The sequence below is a fragment of the Bacillus sp. YBsi01 genome (genome assembly GCF_038406745.1).
Lineage (GTDB): Bacteria > Bacillota > Bacilli > Bacillales > Bacillaceae > Bacillus > Bacillus siamensis.
Map to the genome: position 1 here is coordinate 1,631,327 of NZ_CP151679.1, position 20,206 is coordinate 1,651,532.

The window sequence follows — 20,206 nt, forward strand, 5'->3', positions numbered from 1 at the left end:
TCATAAGGCCTTGAACCTTATCAAGGCCCTTCATTTTTGTTTTATACATCTTCCTATACTGATTCCTCTTTTTCTTTAAACATAAATAGCTCCCGCATACCTCTGACCTGCTTGATTTATACGACTGTGCCCTCAATAAACACTTTCCCAGCAGATATTAATGTTTCTGCCATTTGAGTTTCACCTTTCTTTTTTATATGTTAGTTAACAAACCACTCATACCTATGCGATAAACTAACCTAAGTAACCAATAGTAACTTAGGTTAGTTTTTTTCGTTGCGACTGATTTTTTCTTTTGAAATCAGATTTCATATAAATGAACCATTTTTATTATTCCAGACCCGAAACATCAAGAAAGGTCTAATTGAAGAACTAATCAGAAAAAAAGAAATGCAAGATGAAATCATTGACTATTTTAGTTACCTAGGTTACTATTAGTAACGTAAAGTGACGAAACAAAACTAGCCACTTTCAATACATCAAGGGTTTGGGAAAGAAGGTTTGCATCAAATGGATATTTTCTTAGCCATTCTTCCTGCAATATTTTGGGGAAGTATCGTCCTCTTCAATGTCAAGTTAGGCGGAGGACCTTATAGTCAAACACTTGGAACAACGATTGGAGCACTGATCTTTTCAGCTATTATCTATCTCGTTATCCATCCTGTATTGACGCCTTTTATCTTTATTGTAGGAATCGTTTCTGGGTTGTTTTGGGCTGTTGGACAAAGTAATCAGTTAAAAACCATTGAATATATTGGTGTTTCTAAAACGATGCCGATTTCAACAGGTATGCAGCTCGTATCAACAGCTTTGTTTGGGGTGATTGTTTTTCATGAGTGGTCAACAGTCACTACAGTTCTATTGGGAATACTAGCCCTCATTTTTATCGTGATTGGGATTGTATTAACCTCTCTTGAAAGCAAAAAAAATAAAGAGCAATCTGGGCAATTTAAAAAGGGCATTATCACACTCATCATATCTACGATTGGATATTTAGTATATGTGGTCGTTGCACGTTTGTTTAACGTTGATGGCTGGGTGGCTTTATTCCCTCAAGCTATCGGTATGTTTATCGGCGGACTCATCCTCACTTATAAACATAAGCCTTTTAATAAATACACAATTCGCAACATTATTCCCGGTCTTATTTGGGCTGCGGGTAATATGTTCTTATTTATTTCCCAACCTAAGGTAGGGGTAGCGACAAGTTTTTCACTATCACAAATGGGAATCGTCGTTTCAACGCTTGGAGGTATCTTCTTACTAGGCGAAAAGAAAACAAAACGTCAGCTTATTTCGATTTCAATAGGCATTGTGCTCATTATTTTGGGCGGCGTGCTGCTGGGAATAGCAAAAAGTTAAAATACATTAAACTAAACAGTAAGAATATCTATTAAAAAATAATCGTTAGAACCAGGAGGAACTTATCATGTATAAAGATTTAAAAGATAAAGTAGTCGTAATCACAGGCGGAGCTACAGGCCTGGGACGGGCAATGGCTGTTCGCTTCGGTCAAGAACAAGCAAAAGTGGTCATTAACTATCGTAATAATGAAAATGAAGCATTAGAAGCTAAAAAAGAAGTGGAAGAAGCAGGCGGACAAGCTATTATTGTACCTGGTGATGTAACAGTAGAAGGAGATGTCATCAACCTTGTACAAACAGCTGTAAAAGAATTTGGCACATTGAATGTAATGATTAACAATGCTGGTGTTGAAAACCCTGTACCGTCTCATGAACTTTCTTTAGACAATTGGAACAAGGTAATCGACACAAACTTAACAGGAGCATTCCTTGGCAGCCGTGAAGCGATCAAATACTTTGTAGAAAATGATATTAAAGGAAATGTCATTAACATGTCCAGTGTACATGAAATGATTCCTTGGCCGCTATTTGTTCACTATGCAGCTAGTAAAGGCGGTATGAAGCTAATGACAGAAACATTGGCACTCGAATATGCACCAAAAGGAATTCGCGTGAACAATATTGGACCAGGAGCAATGAACACACCAATCAATGCGGAAAAATTTGCAGATCCGGTACAACGTGCAGATGTTGAAAGCATGATTCCAATGGGTTACATCGGTAAACCTGAAGAAGTAGCCTCTGTAGCAGCATTCTTAGCATCTTCTGAAGCAAGTTATGTAACGGGTATTACACTCTTTGCAGATGGCGGTATGACGAAATATCCTTCTTTCCAAGCTGGAAGAGGTTAATGGCTTTAGAGAAATAAAAAATAGAAGTCTGCGGACACTGAACTTATAGCACTAATGCTATTGGTTTGGTGTCCTTTTTTATATACTTTCAAAGCAGCTGATTATATTGAACAAATAGGTTCATTTTATCCACTTGTACGTTTTTTTATTAGTCATGCGTTTTGCGGTATTTTGTCTGCATATCATTTTATATTCATTTTGGCCAGAAAAAGGGCACTGTTTTCAGTCCGTCCAAGTAAAAAAGGAAGGGTTCTTCCCTTCCTTTAGCCCTAACTTGATCTCCTTCAATTTTAAAACCAACATTTGAAGCTGGATCGCGCTTTATTGACAGAATTTTCGCAACACACTTAGTACAATTCTGCTATTATGATAGCAAATAAATAGATGATCAATTTACGGTTCAATCAAAAGCTACAGATCGAATTTCATGGCGCCTATCGATCTTACTATTTTCGGATCTTGATGCGATCCGAAAAGACTTTCTCCTTTATCAAGGGCGGAAATTTTTTCGATATCCTCTAAGCTCAACTCAAAATCGAAAATGTCAAAGTTTTCGACAATCCGTTCTTTGCGCACCGATTTTGGAATCGTAACGACTTCACGCTGAACAAGCCAACGCAGCACGACCTGGGCGACGGATTTATTGTGTTTTTCCGCAATGGAAGTCAACACTTCGTTGCTGAACATGTTATTGCGTCCTTCAGCGAACGGTGCCCACGACTCGTGTTGTACTCCCTGCTCTTTCATAAAAGCAGCACTTTCTTTTTGCTGATAGAATGGATGTGTTTCGACTTGATTGACGGCTGGCACGACTTCATTATGCATGATGAGATCCATAAGACGGTCGGGATAGAAGTTGCTGACTCCGATTGCTCTGATTTTTCCTTCGCGGTACAGGTCCTCCATCGCACGCCAAGCGCCGTAGTAATCGCCGTATGGTTGGTGAATAAGGTATAAATCAAGATAATCCAGCTGCAGCTTACTCAATGATTTGGAAAAGGCTATCTTGGCGCTTTCATAGCCGGCATCCTGAATCCAGAGCTTGGTCGTAATGAATAGCTCCTCACGCGGTACGCCGCTCCGCTTAATTGCACGTCCAACCGCTTCCTCGTTTAGGTAACCGGAAGCGGTGTCAATCAGGCGGTAACCGGCCATCAGCGCTTCATATACTGCGTTTTCACATTCTTGAGCATCGGGGACTTGGTACACACCGAAGCCGATAATTGGCATTTTCACTCCATTGTTTAATGTTACGGTTTGCATTGTAATTCCTCCTATTGTTCAAATGTAGAACGACAAACGGCACGCATCCCGAAAATCGGGCACTGCAGAATGAATTCCGCTGCGGCTGGTTTGCGTTATAATAAGCTTATTATCTTCGTGTAACACGAAGGCAAGCACTTTTTAAAAAATTTTTTAAAGGAGGATTACACATGCATACAGTCAAAGAAGCAGCGATGATAACCGGACTCACCGAGCATGCGGTGCGCTTTTACACGGATAAAGGCCTTGTGCCGAGCGTACGACGCAATAAAAACAATATTCGTTTGTTCGACGAAGAATCAATCAACTGGCTGTTTGGCGTCAAATGCCTCAGGCAATCCGGGATGCCGATTGAAGACATTAAAACGTACGTGAATCTCTGTCTTGAAGGAGATTCGACCATTCCACAACGGTACACACTCATGATGGAGCATAAAGAAGATGCGCTCGCCCAGCTCGAAGAAGCCAAACAGCACATTGCCCATTTGGAACAAAAAACCGCCCTATATCAGGCCATTATGGAGCACCGCTCTTTTGATACAACCAATCCCGCCAACTGGGAAAAAATACAGCATATGCATAGTGACGTATTTTACTCGCCAGATGCACGGAAGGTGTGAGAGATCTTGGTGAGCACATCAATGGCTCTTAAACTCCTAAATTGGAATCCATATTGAGTATGCTAAGTTTGATGACATATTATGAGGGATTAAATTTGTTTATACGGCTATAGAGCTGCAAGTTCTTAAATTTTTCTTAAGGTTACTTTCTATTAATTAGAAATTGATAGAAGTCGCATAAAGATGCGACTTCTTGTTCGATGTTGTTTTCAAGTGTGTCATAGGTAATGTTAAACTTCAGCAATTACTTCTTTTCTGCTTAAGTTAACTGTGCTAGTTGATGGAACAGATTTTTGATCCTTAGTCAGCGCAACTCCCTCTTGGGCTGCTCTTAAAATACGCTGACCAAAACCGATCTTCTCGATTTTCTGTGTGTCATGATCCATTTGGATAACTCGCGCATCTCATAAAATCGTTTGCGTATCTTGAACCATTCGAATAAATCATTAATAACTAACTGCTTTTTAGAAAGAATCCCCCACTTGCTCAAAACTGCTTTTCATACAGTCTTAAGAGCCATCGCATCCCAGTCATTTTTGCATCCAACATCAGACTTACTGAATTTCTTTTTGTGCTTTTCTGCTTGTGACTTTGTCCAGTACACTGTTTTTCGGAAGCCATTTATCAACTCAAAATAAGCTGCATAACCAATTACCGCATCTGATTCTCGTTTTTCAAAATCAATCTCTATCTCCTCGGTCAGCGGATTCCACTTCTGCAATTCGCCTTCATGAATCGGTATGCAATTGATGGACGTTGCAAAGCAAGCTGTATGTACCCTTTGTATCCAAGCTGGAATTGATCCTTTCCAGGCATAACCCTAAGTTTTTATGTATAGGCAGGTTGAGTGTAGCTGCCACAGGAGCGCTTATCATACATACTAATAAAACCTTGTTAAAACTTTACAAGACAAACTGAATTGACTATAGTCTAATTAGACCAAATATTGATGTAAAGAAGTGAAAAATAAGATGATAAAGTCTTTTTTGATGTTGGGGCAGTCGAATATGGCGGGCCGTGGATTTTTGAATGAAGTAGATCCTATCTATAATGAAAAAATAAAAATGCTGCGCAATGGACAGTGGCAGATGATGACAGAGCCGATTAATTGCGACCGCCCGGTTTCCGGCGTTGGCCTGGCGGCATCTTTTGCAGATGCATGGTCGAAAGCTCATCCCGATGAAGAAATTGGCTTGATCCCTTGTGCGGAAGGCGGCAGTTCATTGAATGACTGGCATCCGGAAGGCATCCTTTTTCAGCATGCTTTGTCCGAAGCCCGCTTCGCCCTCCGATCCAGTCAAATTTGCGGAATCCTTTGGCACCAAGGTGAGAGTGACAGTTATCGTTCGCTGCATGAAACTTATTACGAGAAATTAACCCTTATCATCGAGACGCTAAGAAGCGAGTTGAAACTTGATGAGGTACCGTTGATGATTGGAGGGCTTGGTGACTTTCTTGGGAAGACCGGTTTTGGACAGCATGCGACCGAATTTCGACAGGTTAATGAACAATTGCTGCGTTTCGCTAATGAACAACCGAATTGTTATTTTGTTACTGCAACAGGTTTGACTGCGAATCCTGATGGCATTCATTTAGACGCAGCTTCACAACGCAAATTCGGTTACCGCTATTTCGAGGCTTTTTCGAAAAATTGCCCTATCCTGAAACCTATTTCGGGAGAGGAGCAATCACTGAGAGTGAAGGGTGGCTATTCTAAAACAGAACAGATTTACCTTCATAGTATGGATTTGGCTTCGGGCAAAATCACGTACGCGGAATTTGAGGCGCGGATGGCGAAGGTGATGAAACCATAATTCCCTTACTTATCCTTGGCTTGCTCATCCAAAACCCCGGCGCTCATGGCTATGAACTTCTGTCCTTAATGGAAAAACGTCATTACAAATACATTGTTAACTTCACAAAAGGTTCATTTTATTACAATCTGCAGCAACTTGAAGAAAAGTGTTTTATCGAACAGATTCATCAGAAACCCTCAACCAGCGGGCGTGAAATCCGTAACTTTAACGTCACAGAATCGGGAAGGGCAGAATTCGAGAAATTAATGATCAAATACGGTACCAAATCGGAATATGTGAACCTGCAATTTTATGGGGCGTTACTCTTTGCCGATGAATTCGACAAAAATAAATTACTGGATCTGATCCAATCACAAATCAATCAGACTAAAACTCGAATCGAGCTCCTTGATGAATACCTGTCCATCACTCAAGAAATTCCCGGCACAATCAATTACTTTCGCCGTATGAACGAAAATTCCCGTTCACATCACTTGGTTAATTTAGAATGGTTCGAAAAATTGAAAGCAGAAATAGAATGAACGATTGCATAATAAAAAAATGCAATGTTAAATATATAAGAAGATGAGTTACCTACATATAAAACCTGTGTCGCAGATATCTCGTAACATCATTGACACAGGTTTTATACTCCTTCTTTAATTAAACCAGTAATAGGGTTGTCAACACTTGCCCCCCAACAAGAGCAAGTGAATCTGCTGCGTGTTCTTCTTTATCAATCCTTCGTATTAATTACCACTTTTTACACCTTTTTAGTATTCAAGTAAGTCAGCTGATTTTTCTCCTTCTTCCGCTAAACTGATGCTTCAGTCGAGTGATCTCCCTTAAGGAAGAATCACTTCCTCTAATTGAACAAGCAGTGAAGGTGAACATCGTTCTCAACATAAACTAAAATTTTTTATATACCTCTGCGAAAGCTACTTTCAATTGAATTTCTCTTATGCAGTTATCTCCGTTAGTTTAATTAGAATTCAGATAATCCAAGACACGGTCAACTCTTTCATTGACTGAGTAATCTCCTTCAATTTTTAACACTGGACAAGATAAATCTGCCATCCAATGTTCGTGTAAAGCTTTACTTCTAACTTCCATTCCAGCATTATCATATAAAGATGCCCACTCTAAAAATGTTTTTGATTCTTCATATTTACTGCCGCCGGCTAACACTTCTTTTCCATAACGCTGAAATTCCCTATGCCTTAATCTTTCAAGCCGGATATCTTGCGGAATCCATAAGTAGATGACAAGGTCAAAATCACTTTTTAGATCATCGCCCCAGCGGCACACTGCGCCGGAAAGAATCCATTTCTCATTTATTGTTAAGTCTTTTTCAAGCAGCTTTCTTCTTTCAGGAATTTCTCTTTTTTCAGTGAATTTATCTGTCCAATAGTAATCATCAGTATCAAGATGCGTATGAGGCAAATGCTTTGATAATGCAGCACCCAATGTTGAAGTGCCGACTCCAGAGGCTCCCAGTATGTGAATATTTTTTTTCATTGATCCATCTCCTTATTAAGCAACAATACTCCCTGTCCGCTGCATAAGGTTCTTACTATCATTTTAACATAAATCCCCAAAAATCTTTGCTTTTCTAAGGGAATCCAGATTCGTGTTAAAACCATACTGCTTACGAACTTCATGGTCATTTTCAAACAGAATGATTAACTTTCTCTCCGGCCTATTTTAATATCCTCATACACTTTTTCAAAAGTCTCGATTGGCAGCGAAAACTTAGTTGTTTTCTCGTTACGCTCATTGACCACGATCTCAATTTGATTACCTTTTTGTTCAAACTCAATAAGTGCATTCTCCCATTTATCTCTGATTGAAATGATACAATTTCCATTTTTCTTTTCCTTTTTCTTATAAATGTAATTCACCTTAACTCTCCTTTCATTGATCGACAAAAGGTTTCAGGATAAGGAAGCTCCTCAAAAAAAGGATCAAAACTTTTATCAAGTTTGATCCTTTTCCCTTTTTAGTCATTTCTCTGCGAACGTTTATAGACATTCAGGGTTACCAGCCAGCTCATAATGATGATTCCTGCAAATAGGATCAGCATATTACTGTACAAATAAGCGGAATGATCAGCGTTAACAGGCAGCAGCCTTTGATCCAGCAAGCGGATCGATAATAAACCGCCTGCAATCGCAATGCCCGTTCCCTCTGATAGAAAGCTCGTAAAATTAAGCAAACTCATTCCGGCCCCGGCTTCCTTTTGTTTTAAACTGCCAGACACAATTGTAGATATAACCGTTTTTGTGAAGGAGAGCCCCCCAAAAACAAAAACGATTATAACGGTCATGAGCCAAGGTGTCGCATCTATAAAAAAGGCAGCGATTAAAAAGCTGGAAGACATCAATACAATCCCAATGGTGAGCACATATAAAGAACCTTTCCGATCAACAAGCAATCCTCCAATGTAACCGAAGATGATGACGCTCATCGTCCCGGGGAACATAATCCCGCTTCCAATTGCCGCAGTACTTAAATGGTGAACATCTTTCATCATATAAGGAACCATAGACATAAATCCTGCAGCAGTGCCGAATATCAGGCCTCCGCAAAGGACGCCCATCATAAACAAGACATTTTTCCCCAGTGCAGGGTCAACAAAGGGATCTTGAGTTTTCCTAATATGTTTCACAAATATCAGGAAAGCTAGAATACTGATGGTCAGAAAAGACATTCTATATGACGTTGTAAACAGCAGAAAAAATACGATGCCTGCAGACATTAATATAATCCCCGCCATATCAAAGCGCCCGCTGTTTCTTTCTTCCTTTTCAAGCAGTTTTATCAGGAATGGAACAGTGATAACTGTTGCTGTTGGAATAAGCAGCAAATATGACCAGTGAATATAATGAGCGATCATTCCGCCAATAGCTGGTCCGACACCTTCCCCCATTGCCACAAGCGACCCGATCAGACCAAATGCTTTACCCCTGTTTTCTTTCGGAATATAGCGTACGACTGCAACCATTACAAGTGCCGGGAATGCGGCAGCACCAGCCCCTTGAATAAATCGGGCCAGAATGAGTACAGGAAAGAAAGAGTGTCCGACAAATCCAATGATTGATCCGAAGCCATTGACCATAATCCCAAACAGGAGCAGCTTTTTGATGCCCAGTTGATCTGATAACTTCCCATACAGAGCAGTTCCGATGGAAAAGGTGAGCATAAAGGCCGTGTTCACCCAGTTTGCACTCGCTGGCAGTTTATGAAAGTCGTTGGCGATATCAGGTAACGAGACGTTCAAAACCATTTCATTTAATACGCTGAAAAATGACAGAACACAAAGCCAAATGAACACTTGGTTGTGCCGTAAAGTTGATTGTGAATAAGGCGTATTCACAATTTCCCCTCCATTAATGAGGGCAGACGCAGTTTATAGGGCCATTGATACGCTTCCCTCTTTTAATTGTACCCTGTTCATTTTTTTGCACTTCATACTTAACTCCCCCTGCATAGATTGATATATCTTATTATATACAGATTAAGGTATATAACAATATGGCTCGTGTGCGAAAAAAGAAAAATCCTCAATGCGATATTATAAATACATTGCGACACACACCCGCTATATGCTGTTGAAAAATTGGAATAACGCATCGTATCGGCCGCTCCTATGACAAATTTATTTTTAGCATAAAAATGACAAGCTGAAACGTTAATATCTTGTGTTTCAAGCATGAGACCGCATAAATGATTCTCCTTTGTCCACTCAATCGCTTTATGTAATAAAGCCGTCCCGACACCATTTTTTCTATTTGCAACGTCAATGTCTTCAATCAGTGCGTATCCATTCCAAGTAGAACGAAGCTTACTCCGGCTGACACAGTGGTTCTCTGCGTAATAAAAAAGACAACTTTATCCTCTTCTTCAATATAACTGACATCAATTTCTTCATCGTCATATTTTTTGACATAAGGTTCAGCAAATATCTCTTCTGTATATGTCCACACATTTTTCAAATGAAGGGATGATTCTCCCTGAAACAACGAAAGGTTCGTTTGGTTTATTGAAGTCTTTCATATTGAAACGAGTCATTTTAGTTATCATTAATCACCTTTCTGCATTTATTCACCTTGCTTTACGTCTTTTTAACTGTGATTCGTGGCATTTCATGGTCCCGGTTTAATAACTCTAAGACTAAAACAAAAAAGATACCAACATTGATTGGTATTATCTATTCATTCGAGCTCCTACAACAACATCCTATTCCGGAGCTTCCAACCCAAACTTTGTCCATTCCTCTTTTGCCGGGCCATAAATACCCGGAACAGGTAAACCCGCCTGTCTCATAAGAACGGTCATTTGTCCCCGGTGATGACTTTGATGTTGAATTAAAAACAGTAAAAGTGAACCATTGGGCAGCTGCTGACCCATAAAGTTGATACGTTCTTCAAGTGTATCGTCAGTCCATTGCGTTTTTAACGCCTGCACGAACGCATTGCTTGCTTGATGATAGCCGTCAGCTATCAACTGGGCCGAAGAGGGAACAGGATAATCTTCAGCTGGGGCGCGAAACGTTAAATCTGTGTTTAATGTGATGATGCGAATAGCAGCAACAGTATGCCAAGCAATACGGCCTAAAGTCCAGTTCTGTGAAGTGATTTCTTGTTTTAGTGATTTATCAGTCAGAGTATTTAATAGTTTCTGTGTCGCATCGGCTTCGAACTCCCAAGATTTCAAAAAATGGTCTAAGGTTTGAAACATAAAAATCCTCCTTTTTTCCATGCGCCCGAGTTCAATAATCATGCTCCGTTAAGTAAAAAAAACAAAACTTTAAACAGACATGTCTAATGACATTTTTAACAGAAAGCCCGATCTGACAATAACATACAAAATAAGAATCCAACAGATAATCGATAAAAAGAAGTATAGCTGTTCAAACAGGATTCTTCTATTAGTTTCGCTTTGCAAAAGTCCATATCGTTTTAGTGATTGAACCGGAGATAAAACAGCTCCCCGTCATCATAGCCACCCAAATGAAAAATGTCGGCTCGGCCCCTATTACAATAAACATAAATATCAAGGACAAAATAAAAACAATAACAACCATCATCCATACTTTTTTGAAGATGAAATATCCTAAAATCCCCAACAGAAAAGAAGCTGCCGGAAGAAAGATGAGAATGATATACGCAGGACTCAACAGCGGACTCATACAAACACCTCCTCATTATTACGTTCCATTCCATTTATTACATATTACACCGATACACTCAATCATTTATAGATATATATTCATTATTGCAGAAAAAAAGCAGCCTTCGGATAGTCTGCTTTTTTTCGTCCCCTAGCAAGTCCTGCCGCACCGACTTCAGCACACGCGATTTACCCATGTGATGTCTTCATGTTCGGTTTCTGCAGCGCTAATATTCTCATAATCGTATGCATGACGCCGCTTTCCTCATTTGATTTAATGACAAAATGTGCCGCATCTTTTATTTCGTCAATGGCGTTTTTGACCGCAAAGCTGTAGGATGCCGCTTCCATCAATTCTTTGTCATTGCGTCCGTCTCCGAACGCCATTGTTTCATCGGGCGAAACCCCTAACAATCGCTGCAGTTCCTTTACGGTTGTTCCTTTGTGTATTCCGATATTTGATATGTCCATCCAGGTGTCTTCTGATGCTACGATATATAATTGATGAAAAAATTCATGCAGCTTTTCTCTCGTTTCCTGGCAGTTGGCGTCGGGGTCATGAACCGTAATCTTGATAAAGTCGTCTTTTATCTCAGTGAAATCAGCTATTTTTGTTACATGAGCATAAGAGGCATTCACGAATTTCATTTCACTTTCAGACAGGTTCTCTTTCACCATCGCGCCTTTTTTTGTGCAGGCAATAATGCTGTGCCCGCAGCTGATTTTTTCCAAAACCTTTATAATTGATAGTCCCGCTTCATTGCTGATCAAAGATTCATATATGAATTTGCCGTTTTTTTTCATACGCGTGGCACTGTCTCCTAAAATCCAAAAATCTTTCGCATCTTCTCCGAATAAAGCCTCCACCCTTTCACACTGCTTTCCGGTACAGAGAGCGAAAGCGACATGCTGTTCCGCCATTACTCGTTTAGTCTCTTCAAATAATGTTCGGTCAAAATCGCCTTGATTATTTAAAAATGTGCCGTCTAAATCCGTAATCACTAACTTAATCATCGTTCAGCACCTCCGCAGTTAAAACGTCTTTTTCAGACAAACGGTTTTTCATCTTTGAGAATGGCATCAATCGCGTTTAAGACCCCTTCTTCATTGTTGGATTGCGTGATATGCGCGGCAGCCTGTTTAATGCTTTCATGCGCATTGTCCATGGCGACTCCGTATTTCACGGCGGACACCATCTCCAAATCATTCCCGCTGTCTCCGAAGGCCGCGCATTCTTCATCATTTATCCCCCATTGTTTCTGGAGAAGCTTCATCCCGCTTGCTTTATGAAGCCCTGGTATGATCATATCTATGTCACCGTGCCCGCTTGATACAGGCGTCACGAAAGATCCGATGTCGTTTTTTAAATGGCTCAGTAGTGCGGAACAATGTTCGGCGGGAAAGCTGATGGAAAATTTAAAAATGTCATCATCAATGTTTTCAAAATGCGGCACCCTTTTTAACACATGATAATACTTACCGGCATGCAGATATTCATCTTCACCGGCATTTTCATGAATATGCGCGCTTTTTTTTCCGCAGACAATGACGTTTTTCACATCATACCGCTCTAAAGCATCGAATACCGCTTGAATTGTATCTTCAGACATTTTACCCGCGAATAATTCTTCTCCGGCATTCACGACGAAGGCGCCATTTTCAGCAACGAAAGCGATTTCACTTTCGATTTCCGGAAAGAAAGATTTCAGCTGGGCATATTGGTTGCCGCTTGCTACGGCAAATTTAATTCCCCGCGCTTTTAATTCACGATACTGATTCATAAAACGCTCTTTGTTATATGCCATTTCATCATTCAGAAACGTCCCGTCCATATCAACGGCTATCAGCTTAACACCCATATTGTCCTCCTTTTTTCAGACCCTTGAAGAAATGATTCGAATAGCGTATGAACGAATTATATCCTCAGTTTATTCGTCCCGTAAATCATTGGGTGACGTCTTGTTCTGAATGACACAATAAGTGATTTGTCACGTACATATCACGCTATGTTTCTTATAAAATGATATGTTACGATTAGATGTACATTCACCATTCTCATGAAAAGGAGAATCCCCCTGCATGTTCAAACATGAAATGATTGCTTCATTTAACGAGCTTGAAACTTCTTTATACAACTACATCTCTCAAAACAGCGAGAAAGTCGTCTATATGCGGATCCGTGAGCTGGCAGATGAGACCCATGTATCTACGGCTTCTATTTTACGTTTCTGCAAAAAAATAAACTGTGAAGGGTTTTCGGAATTTAAGGTCAAGCTGAAAATGCATGCGGAGGCAAATAAAAAAACAAATGTAAAGAGCCCCAATCATTCCGTTGCCGAATTTTTTGAGAGGACAATGAGCGGGGGCATGGAAGAAAAGCTGAAGAAAGCCGCAGCCCTTGCGGCCGATGCAGAAAGCGTCATTTTTATCGGAGTGGGAAGTTCGGGAATTCTTGCCGAATACGGGGCCAGATATTTTTCATGCTTAGGGAAACTCTCCATGTACATTAAAGATCCTTACTTTCCGGTCCATTCCCATTTCCGCCAAAACAGCATAACAATCGCTCTGTCGGTTTCAGGTGAAGGCCACTCTACGGTCACTCATCTGAATCAGCTGAAACAAGAAGGCAGCCGGGTCATCAGTATTACAAACCATAAACACTCGACCATCGCCAAAATGTCCGATGTAAACCTTTCATATTACGTGACGGAAGAATGGGTTGAAAATGCGAATATCACCACCCAAATCCCCGCCATGTACATACTTGAATCCATGGCACGGGAAGTATACAAGCTGAGAGAATAAACACTCATGCAAAATACCCCCAGCAAGAGAACTGGGGGGCAGGAAAATCGATATGTTAAACAGCTTTGGCTGAACCAGAAACTTTAAACAGCCGAACAGCGGTTTTTCGTCTCGGAAATGACTTCTTCTCTATTCGTTACAGCCAAAATGTCTCTCCGAGCGCTAATGCTTTCAGTTTTTCCGGAGGTAATGCAAGTCGGTCCCATTCGCTGTGCAGTCTGCTTAATGCTTCCGGGCCTGTATCATCAGCAAGCCGGAATGCCCCGTAATGCATGGGAATGAAGCTGTCAGCCTTCAGCTCCAAAAACGCTTTCACGGCATCTTCCGGATTGATATGTGACACTTTCATAAACCATTCCGGTTCGTACGCGCCTATCGGCATCAGAGCCGCCTTAATATGAAACCTTTCTCCGATTTCTTTGAAGCCTTCAAAATAGCCTGTATCTCCTGCAAAATAGATGGATTCACCGTTTTCGCTTTCTATGACCCAGCCTCCCCAGTGGGAGGTATCGGTATCCCAAAGCGTTCTCCGTGTCCAGTGCTGGGCAGGCACAAATGATATGTTCACTCCCCGCATCTCAAAACGATCCCACCAATTCATTTCAAATACCTTTTTGCAGCCTTTTTTGATGAACAGCTTTTTCAGTCCTGCAGGCACGTAAAAATCCGGATTTCCTCTCAGTTTTTTTATACTCGGAAAATCAAGATGGTCATAATGCCCGTGTGAAATGAGCACGGCATCAATCTCAGGCAGTTCGCTCAATTCGTATCCGGGATCTGTCAGCCTTTTTTGAAACCCCATCCGCCGCGCCCATACAGGGTCGGTGATCATGTTAAGCCCTTGTATTTGGATCAGAAATGAAGAATGGCCGATCCATGTAATGGCCGTTTTTGTCCGATTGATGGCAACATCATGAACATCCCTGCCGGCCGCTTTCGGAATGTTCTCGCTTAAGTCTTTACTTTTCTCTCTTCGTTCCTTCATCCATTTCCACATGTCCCTGAATCCATGTTCATTCTTCACGCCATTCAAGTTTTCGTATCTTTTTCTCATATCATTCTCCCTTGAAACGTGTATTTCGTTCGATTCATCGGACATTTATACAATGTCTGTAAAGGATGCCCGGCTTACTGCGGCTAAATCTTGAGGCGCTAGTTTCACCTGCAATCCGATTTTCCCCGCACTGACAATCATAAACTCCAGTGTTTCGGCGGATTTATCAATAAAAGTCGGAAACCATTTTTTCATGCCGATCGGAGAACAGCCTCCGCGCATATAGCCGGTGATTCTCAAAAGGTCCTTCATGGCAATCATTTCTATTTTCTTCTCACCTGCTGCCTTTGCAGCCTTTTTCAGATTCAGTTCCTTTGCAACGGGAACAACAAAAACGTAATAACGCTCTGTTCCTGCCGATGTTACTAGCGTTTTATAGACATTTTCGGCGGGATATCCGATTTTCTCCGAAACGGAAAGGCCGTCTGCAGGCTGTCCCCCATCTGTTTTGTAACTTAATAGCTCATAGGAAATGTTTTGCTGTTCAATGATACGGACGGCATTTGTTTTAACTGTTTTTTTCGCCATGACGCTCCTCCGTTACCTGTATTTCTTTCTGTTTTATATGATCTATTTTAGCCGCTGCAATGAAGCTGTCAATTTGATGATGAAAGTTCATTTTCGGCTTCTCTCCTTCCTTCATAACCTATACGCATTAATTCCATAGTTATTATAAATTAGACACATTGAAATGAAAAGCGTACGATACATATATAAGCAACAGTGAGAAAAGAGGGACATTCATGACGTTTATTCAGCCTCATACAAAGGCGTACAGAAAGGCCAGCTTGGCTCTGTTTATCAGCGGATTTGTGACATTTGCCACGCTTTACACGACACAGCCGCTTTTGCCTTTGTTTTCGGAAGAGTTTCATATTTCTGCTGCGGCTGCCAGCTTAACTTTATCCATCTCAACAGCCGTTTTGGCATTTTCATTATTGGCAGCCGCTTCGTTATCTGACGGATTCGGAAGAAAAAAATTGATGGTGCTGTCGCTAACCGCCACTTCTGTTTTAGGTCTATTAACAGCGTTCAGTCCGGCTTTTCCGGCGCTTTTGGCGATGAGAGGTCTGCTCGGTATTTTTTTGGCAGGCGTTCCGGCTGTCGCTATGACATATGTAGGCGAGGAGTTTGATCCGAAGGGCCTCGGGAAAATGATGGGCCTGTATATCAGCGGCACAAGCATCGGGGGAATGAGCGGGAGGCTGTTAACTGGGCTTCTGACCGATTTATTCGGCTGGCGGCCGGCGCTTGCCATCATCGGTATTCTTTCTATAATATTAAGCTATTTGTTTTGGCGTTTTCTTCCGGCTCCGCGCCACTCATCTCAGCGGCATGCTGGCGTAAAAGCGGCATTTAAAGAATATGGAGCGGTCATACACCGCAAGCGGCTGCTTTTATTAATTTCTCTGGGGTTTATATTAATGGGGAGTTTTGTCACTTTATATAACTATATCGGTTTTCATCTAATGGCTGCTCCTTATCATTTGTCGCAGACTGTGATCGGCTTTATTTTTATCGTCTATCTCGCGGGAACGTTCAGCTCTGTCTATATGGGGAAAAAAGCGGACCTTTTCGGAAGCTCAAAAATGATTAAGATTGCGATTTTGATTATGCTGGCCGGTGCAGCGGTGACACTTTTGCCCCAGCTTGCCCTTAAAATTGCAGGCATTGCCGTGTTTACCTTCGGCTTCTTCGGCGCACATTCAATCGCAAGCGCCTGGGTCGGCCGGGCAGCCGGTGATCATCGCGCGCAAGCTTCTTCATTATATCTGCTTGCATATTATATCGGTTCAAGTGCGGCTGGGTCTTGCGGCGGTTTCTTTTGGACGCATTTTCATTGGATCGGCATCATTTCTTTTATTTCGGCTTTGCTGGTGTTGTCTTATCCGATTTTATTTATGGCGGAATTCAAAAAAAGAAAACATAGCCGCCTGCATATAAATCAATAAAAACATTAAAGATTTGTGTCTTTTGTCCGATAATAAAAATAAGGCCGGCACGATACTCCCTATAACTATTCCTTTTGATTCAGTAGATTTCAAATATCGTGCCGGCTTTCTTCAATTAAATAACATTCTTCATTTGCCTCACGCTTCTGTTACACACCTGTCCAAACATCTTTCGCATATCTTCCTTCCGCTTGCAGCTGTTCAAGCCAATTCAAGGAAACTTTTGAATCAGTGTTATGCACATTTTCATACGCCTGAAGCAGTACGTTTTCCACAGCCGGAGCCATTTTGCTTCCGTCACCGCATATATAGAGATGGCCGCCTTGGTCAAGAAGCGCAATAATCTGTGCAGCCTCGCGAAGCAGGACATCCTGTACATATACTTTACAATCCTGATCTAACCTGGAATACGCCCGATGCACGGTCACAAGACCGTTTTTCTCCGCCTGGTCGAATTCATCTTTGTACAGATCGTCTTCTTCAGGATGCCTGCAGCCGAAGTATAAATGAGCTTCGCCCAGGCTGTGACCGGACATTTTTTCGGCAGCCCGCGCCTGGATAAAGCCCCTGAACGGCGCAATTCCGGTGCCCGCCCCGACCATAATGAGAGGTGTTTTCGTATTTTCAGGCAGTGAAAAACCGGACTGCGGTGAGCGGATGAAACATACGGCATGATCGCCATTCTGTAATCCGGCTAAATAGTTCGAAGCCACGCCCCGGTATTCTCCACGGCCGCTCCACGCCGGAGCCGTCACAACGCCGACTGTGATACTGAGCTCTCCGCTTTTTGCCTTCGGTGAGCTTGAGATTGAATAATAGCGCGCCTTCAATGACGGCAGAAGTTCTAAAAAGCGTGCAAACGGCAGTTCACAAGCCGGATATTCTTCAAGCAGATCCAGCATGGTCATTCGTTTTTTCAGCACGTTTTCTTTATATGCCGCGTCATCAGAATAAAGATGCTCCAATTCTTTTTGGTGCGGCGGGCATACGGTATGAGCCGCGAGTTCGCGAAGCTGGGCTCTCGTTGCCGGTTCCTGCAGCTCTACATATGACGCCAAAATCTCCGGCGCATTAACTGCCCGGTCCATTGGGAGATGAGGCAACTGCCGCCCCTTGATCTTAAAGGGCTGATTCGGATCAAGACCGAACCGGCGAATAACACGGCTGATCAGTTTCCCGCTGTTTTGCGGAAGCACCCCAAGATGGTCTCCTTCCTGATAAGTTTCTGTTTCCGGAAGACGCAGCTCAATATGCCGGACTGAGCGCTTGCTGCTTTCGGTATGAAGCTCTTTGTTTGTAATCACTTCCGCCTCAAATGCTTTATACGTTTTGGCAATCGGCGTTTCAGCTGCTTCACTTACGTATTCTATTGATAACTGTGATTTATTCTGCTGTTTTGGAGCGGCTTCTATATGAAAAGCCTTGATGATGTCCTCCCAGAATGAGTCTTCCCAAGCTTCCTGACTGTACTCAAAATCATCGGCATTGTCGCCCTCTCCGAGAGAGGTCAGCCGTGCTGCCCCTTTTTCTTCAAGCACTTTGTCTATAAGGCGTGGGATCCTCTGGTAAGTGGCGGCCCAGTTGCGGTCTCCGCAGCCGAAGACGGCGTAAGAAACACCCTTTAATTCCTGGTCTTCAAGGGTTTCCATCCATTTCACAAAACCCGCCGCATTATCAGGCGGCGCTCCGTTGTAAGAAGCCGTAACAATAACGACAGCGCCTTTTACAGGCAATTTCCCGGCATAATCATCGAGCGGGCCGGTTTCAGTTGAAAAACCTTTGCTTCTGCCGATGTCAGCCAGCTCTTCCGCGATTCCTTCCGCAGTTCCTAAATTTGATCCGTAAAGAATGAGAAGCGGAGTTCCGTGAGACGGTATTTCTTCCGTTTCTTCTTTGTGACCGCTGTTTTCAGCTTTATGGTTCTGTGCGGGCTGCTGATTGGACACGTCCTTGTTTTTCACACGGATTTTAAAATCACCGGGCTTAATGGTTAAAGCTTCTTTAATCGTAAGCTCATAATCCGTGTGATCAATCAGTTCAAAGTGTTTAAGGACAAGCCCGAGCACCATTGTCGCTTCCTGAAGAGCAAACTGCATCCCGATGCATGCGCGCTGTCCGTTTCCGAACGGCTTATACGCATCGGCCGGAATTGCCGCGGGATCACTGAACCTTTCCGGGCGGAATAACTCGGCATCTTCTCCCCACGCGCTTTTATCCCGGTGCAGCTGCGGAGTCAGAATCGTGACCGGCTGTCCTTTCTCAATCGGATATTTTCCGCCGAGAACGGTATCTTCCTTCGCGTACAGGGAAAATGCCGGGGCAGTCGGATAAAGCCGCAATGTTTCGTTTAACACCATGCGGATATATGTCAGCTGCTGAATCTGCTTATATTCAGGTGTCTCTCCCGTCAGCACCCGTTCGGCTTCCTCAACGGCTTTTTCCAATTTATCTTTATTTTTCAGCAGGCAGTAAATCGCGAATGAAAGCAGTCCGCTTGTGGTTTCATGCCCAGCGATCAAAAAAGTAATGATTTGATAGCGGATATTTTCATCATCCAGCCTTTCACCCGTTACAGGATCTTTCGCTTCAAGCATCAATGATAAAAGGTCAGACAGATTCTCATCCGGATTTTCCCTCCGCTCAGCAATAATCCGGTCTACGAGTTCATTCATCACTTCAATATCCTGCTGGAACTGATGCCTCGTTTTGATCATCAGCTTGTCCTGCAGACTGTGTCTTTGTGATTGGCGCATTGCCTCCTGCAGCGCACGAAGCATGCTCGTGATAAAAGGGTGCTGTGTATCGCGGTAAAAGCTGTTAAAGCGGTAATGAAATCCGCACAGACCGATTGTATCCAGCGTCAGGCGCGTCATATCTTCAGCGACGTCAATTTCTTCGTTCGGATTTAATCTGCTCCACTTCTGCACGAGCTGCATGGCAATATCAAGCATCATTGAGTGATAGCCTTTCATTGCTTTCTGGCTGAAACTCGGCAGTAAAATCCGATGCGCTTTCTGCCAATTCTTTTCGTTTGTCCAGCTCGTAAATAATCCGTCACCGCCAAATTCACGAACTTTGAGCAAGGCTTTGCTGAGGTTTTTGTCAAATCGCTTTTCATCACAGACTTCTGCCGCAAGTTCACGGCCTGATACAAAAACCCCGACAGAGCTCGGAAATTCAAAACGAAAGATCGGGCCGTATTCTTCGGCAATTTTCCAAAGCGATTGTGAAAGTTTTTCTTTTTCCAAGTGAGGGAGATTTTTCAGTGGTCCGTATGTTTTCGGCTGCGGTATAGCGTTTAGCTGTTTCATATCGATCTTCCTTCCTTC

General features: G+C 42.3%; 18 protein-coding genes and 3 pseudogenes. 7 read left to right on the top strand and 14 right to left on the bottom strand.

What is annotated here, in order from left to right; translation table 11 throughout:
- The first annotated feature begins 510 nt into the window (after nt 1-510).
- Both AADZ70_RS08085 and gdh read left to right on the top strand, forming a co-directional pair.
- Nucleotides 511-1,362 carry a RhaT/GlcU family sugar-proton symporter gene (locus AADZ70_RS08085; RefSeq protein ID WP_342007965.1) on the top strand — a complete coding sequence of 284 codons (852 nt, stop codon included), beginning with the start codon at nt 511-513 and terminating at the stop codon, nt 1,360-1,362.
- A gap of 67 nt (nt 1,363-1,429) precedes the next feature.
- Nucleotides 1,430-2,215 (top strand): glucose 1-dehydrogenase, encoded by a 786-nt coding sequence (gdh, locus tag AADZ70_RS08090; RefSeq protein WP_016938876.1) that lies wholly within the window; start codon nt 1,430-1,432, stop codon nt 2,213-2,215.
- Nucleotides 2,216-2,626: 411 nt separating this feature from the next.
- Here the strand turns inward: gdh and AADZ70_RS08095 are convergent, their stop codons facing one another.
- Complete coding sequence (locus tag AADZ70_RS08095) at nt 2,627-3,478, bottom strand: aldo/keto reductase (protein ID WP_095241582.1); 852 nt, start codon at nt 3,476-3,478, stop codon at nt 2,627-2,629.
- Between the two features lie 170 nt (nt 3,479-3,648).
- Here AADZ70_RS08095 and AADZ70_RS08100 point away from each other — a divergent pair, with 170 nt between their 5' ends.
- The gene (locus AADZ70_RS08100) at nt 3,649-4,098 is read left to right on the top strand and encodes a MerR family transcriptional regulator (protein WP_016938874.1); all 450 of its coding nucleotides are present in this window, start codon (nt 3,649-3,651) and stop codon (nt 4,096-4,098) included.
- A 190-nt stretch (nt 4,099-4,288) separates the two neighbouring features.
- Here the strand turns inward: AADZ70_RS08100 and AADZ70_RS08105 are convergent.
- Nucleotides 4,289-4,541, bottom strand: a pseudogene (locus tag AADZ70_RS08105) (phage major capsid protein); the annotation flags it as partial.
- Nucleotides 4,542-4,600: 59 nt separating this feature from the next.
- Nucleotides 4,601-4,973: pseudogene (locus AADZ70_RS08110) on the bottom strand (recombinase RecT); the annotation flags it as partial.
- 96 nt (nt 4,974-5,069) lie between these two features.
- On the opposite strand from AADZ70_RS08110, the gene AADZ70_RS08115 reads away from it, so the two are divergent.
- Together AADZ70_RS08115 and AADZ70_RS08120 are read left to right on the top strand one after the other, a co-directional pair.
- Nucleotides 5,070-5,912, top strand: a complete 843-nt coding sequence (locus AADZ70_RS08115) for a sialate O-acetylesterase (protein WP_342007966.1) — start codon at nt 5,070-5,072, stop codon at nt 5,910-5,912.
- The gene (locus tag AADZ70_RS08120; RefSeq protein ID WP_342008051.1) at nt 5,909-6,436 is read left to right on the top strand and encodes a PadR family transcriptional regulator; all 528 of its coding nucleotides are present in this window, start codon (nt 5,909-5,911) and stop codon (nt 6,434-6,436) included. The genes AADZ70_RS08115 and AADZ70_RS08120 overlap by 4 nt, the downstream gene beginning before the upstream one ends.
- Nucleotides 6,437-6,875: 439 nt before the next feature.
- Here AADZ70_RS08120 and AADZ70_RS08125 read toward each other — a convergent pair whose 3' ends face one another.
- From AADZ70_RS08125 to AADZ70_RS08160, 8 genes and pseudogenes are all read right to left on the bottom strand, one after another.
- Nucleotides 6,876-7,412, bottom strand: coding sequence for an AAA family ATPase (locus AADZ70_RS08125; RefSeq protein ID WP_342007967.1), 537 nt, complete (start codon nt 7,410-7,412; stop codon nt 6,876-6,878).
- Nucleotides 7,413-7,576: 164 nt separating this feature from the next.
- Nucleotides 7,577-7,795 (bottom strand): hypothetical protein, encoded by a 219-nt coding sequence (locus AADZ70_RS08130; RefSeq protein ID WP_326351314.1) that lies wholly within the window; start codon nt 7,793-7,795, stop codon nt 7,577-7,579.
- A 98-nt stretch (nt 7,796-7,893) separates the two neighbouring features.
- Nucleotides 7,894-9,270, bottom strand: a complete 1,377-nt coding sequence (gene tet / locus AADZ70_RS08135; RefSeq protein WP_342007968.1) for a Tet(L)/Tet(K)/Tet(45) family tetracycline efflux MFS transporter — start codon at nt 9,268-9,270, stop codon at nt 7,894-7,896.
- A gap of 230 nt (nt 9,271-9,500) precedes the next feature.
- Nucleotides 9,501-9,977, bottom strand: a pseudogene (locus tag AADZ70_RS08140) (GNAT family N-acetyltransferase); the annotation flags it as partial.
- Nucleotides 9,978-10,133: 156 nt separating this feature from the next.
- Nucleotides 10,134-10,634 carry a DinB family protein gene (locus AADZ70_RS08145; protein ID WP_264818867.1) on the bottom strand — a complete coding sequence of 167 codons (501 nt, stop codon included), beginning with the start codon at nt 10,632-10,634 and terminating at the stop codon, nt 10,134-10,136.
- A 190-nt stretch (nt 10,635-10,824) separates the two neighbouring features.
- Nucleotides 10,825-11,073, bottom strand: coding sequence for a DUF2651 family protein (locus AADZ70_RS08150; RefSeq protein WP_342008052.1), 249 nt, complete (start codon nt 11,071-11,073; stop codon nt 10,825-10,827).
- Nucleotides 11,074-11,255: 182 nt separating this feature from the next.
- Nucleotides 11,256-12,080: a Cof-type HAD-IIB family hydrolase gene (locus tag AADZ70_RS08155; RefSeq protein WP_342007969.1), complete on the bottom strand. Its 825-nt coding sequence runs from the start codon at nt 12,078-12,080 to the stop codon at nt 11,256-11,258.
- Nucleotides 12,081-12,112: 32 nt separating this feature from the next.
- Nucleotides 12,113-12,925, bottom strand: coding sequence for a Cof-type HAD-IIB family hydrolase (locus AADZ70_RS08160; RefSeq protein ID WP_342007970.1), 813 nt, complete (start codon nt 12,923-12,925; stop codon nt 12,113-12,115).
- A gap of 220 nt (nt 12,926-13,145) precedes the next feature.
- On the opposite strand from AADZ70_RS08160, the gene AADZ70_RS08165 reads away from it, so the two are divergent.
- Complete coding sequence (locus AADZ70_RS08165; protein ID WP_342007971.1) at nt 13,146-13,871, top strand: MurR/RpiR family transcriptional regulator; 726 nt, start codon at nt 13,146-13,148, stop codon at nt 13,869-13,871.
- A 136-nt stretch (nt 13,872-14,007) separates the two neighbouring features.
- Here the strand turns inward: AADZ70_RS08165 and AADZ70_RS08170 are convergent, their stop codons facing one another.
- Complete coding sequence (locus tag AADZ70_RS08170; RefSeq protein ID WP_049627076.1) at nt 14,008-14,925, bottom strand: MBL fold metallo-hydrolase; 918 nt, start codon at nt 14,923-14,925, stop codon at nt 14,008-14,010.
- A 45-nt stretch (nt 14,926-14,970) separates the two neighbouring features.
- Nucleotides 14,971-15,453, bottom strand: a complete 483-nt coding sequence (gene ybaK, locus AADZ70_RS08175; protein WP_049627077.1) for a Cys-tRNA(Pro) deacylase — start codon at nt 15,451-15,453, stop codon at nt 14,971-14,973.
- 215 nt (nt 15,454-15,668) lie between these two features.
- Here ybaK and AADZ70_RS08180 point away from each other — a divergent pair, with 215 nt between their 5' ends.
- Entirely contained in the window at nt 15,669-16,877 is a 1,209-nt protein-coding gene (locus tag AADZ70_RS08180; RefSeq protein ID WP_049627078.1) for an MFS transporter, read from the top strand.
- A gap of 149 nt (nt 16,878-17,026) precedes the next feature.
- Here AADZ70_RS08180 and AADZ70_RS08185 read toward each other — a convergent pair whose 3' ends face one another.
- Nucleotides 17,027-20,188 carry a bifunctional cytochrome P450/NADPH--P450 reductase gene (locus AADZ70_RS08185; protein WP_342007972.1) on the bottom strand — a complete coding sequence of 1,054 codons (3,162 nt, stop codon included), beginning with the start codon at nt 20,186-20,188 and terminating at the stop codon, nt 17,027-17,029.
- Nucleotides 20,189-20,206 lie beyond the last annotated feature (18 nt).

Bases quoted from the DNA above. Each gene is read 5' to 3' on its own strand.
- AADZ70_RS08160 (WP_342007970.1), bottom strand. From the start codon at position 12,925: ATGGGTGTTAAGCTGATAGCCGTTGATATGGACGGGACGTTTCTGAAT.
- AADZ70_RS08185 (WP_342007972.1), bottom strand. From the start codon at position 20,188: ATGAAACAGCTAAACGCTATACCGCAGCCGAAAACATACGGACCACTG.
- AADZ70_RS08125 (WP_342007967.1), bottom strand. From the start codon at position 7,412: ATGAAAAAAAATATTCACATACTGGGAGCCTCTGGAGTCGGCACTTCA.
- AADZ70_RS08170 (WP_049627076.1), bottom strand. From the start codon at position 14,925: ATGAGAAAAAGATACGAAAACTTGAATGGCGTGAAGAATGAACATGGA.
- AADZ70_RS08085 (WP_342007965.1), top strand. From the start codon at position 511: ATGGATATTTTCTTAGCCATTCTTCCTGCAATATTTTGGGGAAGTATC.
- AADZ70_RS08115 (WP_342007966.1), top strand. From the start codon at position 5,070: ATGATAAAGTCTTTTTTGATGTTGGGGCAGTCGAATATGGCGGGCCGT.
- gdh (WP_016938876.1), top strand. From the start codon at position 1,430: ATGTATAAAGATTTAAAAGATAAAGTAGTCGTAATCACAGGCGGAGCT.
- AADZ70_RS08095 (WP_095241582.1), bottom strand. From the start codon at position 3,478: ATGCAAACCGTAACATTAAACAATGGAGTGAAAATGCCAATTATCGGC.
- AADZ70_RS08165 (WP_342007971.1), top strand. From the start codon at position 13,146: ATGTTCAAACATGAAATGATTGCTTCATTTAACGAGCTTGAAACTTCT.
- ybaK (WP_049627077.1), bottom strand. From the start codon at position 15,453: ATGGCGAAAAAAACAGTTAAAACAAATGCCGTCCGTATCATTGAACAG.
- AADZ70_RS08100 (WP_016938874.1), top strand. From the start codon at position 3,649: ATGCATACAGTCAAAGAAGCAGCGATGATAACCGGACTCACCGAGCAT.
- AADZ70_RS08145 (WP_264818867.1), bottom strand. From the start codon at position 10,634: ATGTTTCAAACCTTAGACCATTTTTTGAAATCTTGGGAGTTCGAAGCC.
- AADZ70_RS08155 (WP_342007969.1), bottom strand. From the start codon at position 12,080: ATGATTAAGTTAGTGATTACGGATTTAGACGGCACATTTTTAAATAAT.
- AADZ70_RS08180 (WP_049627078.1), top strand. From the start codon at position 15,669: ATGACGTTTATTCAGCCTCATACAAAGGCGTACAGAAAGGCCAGCTTG.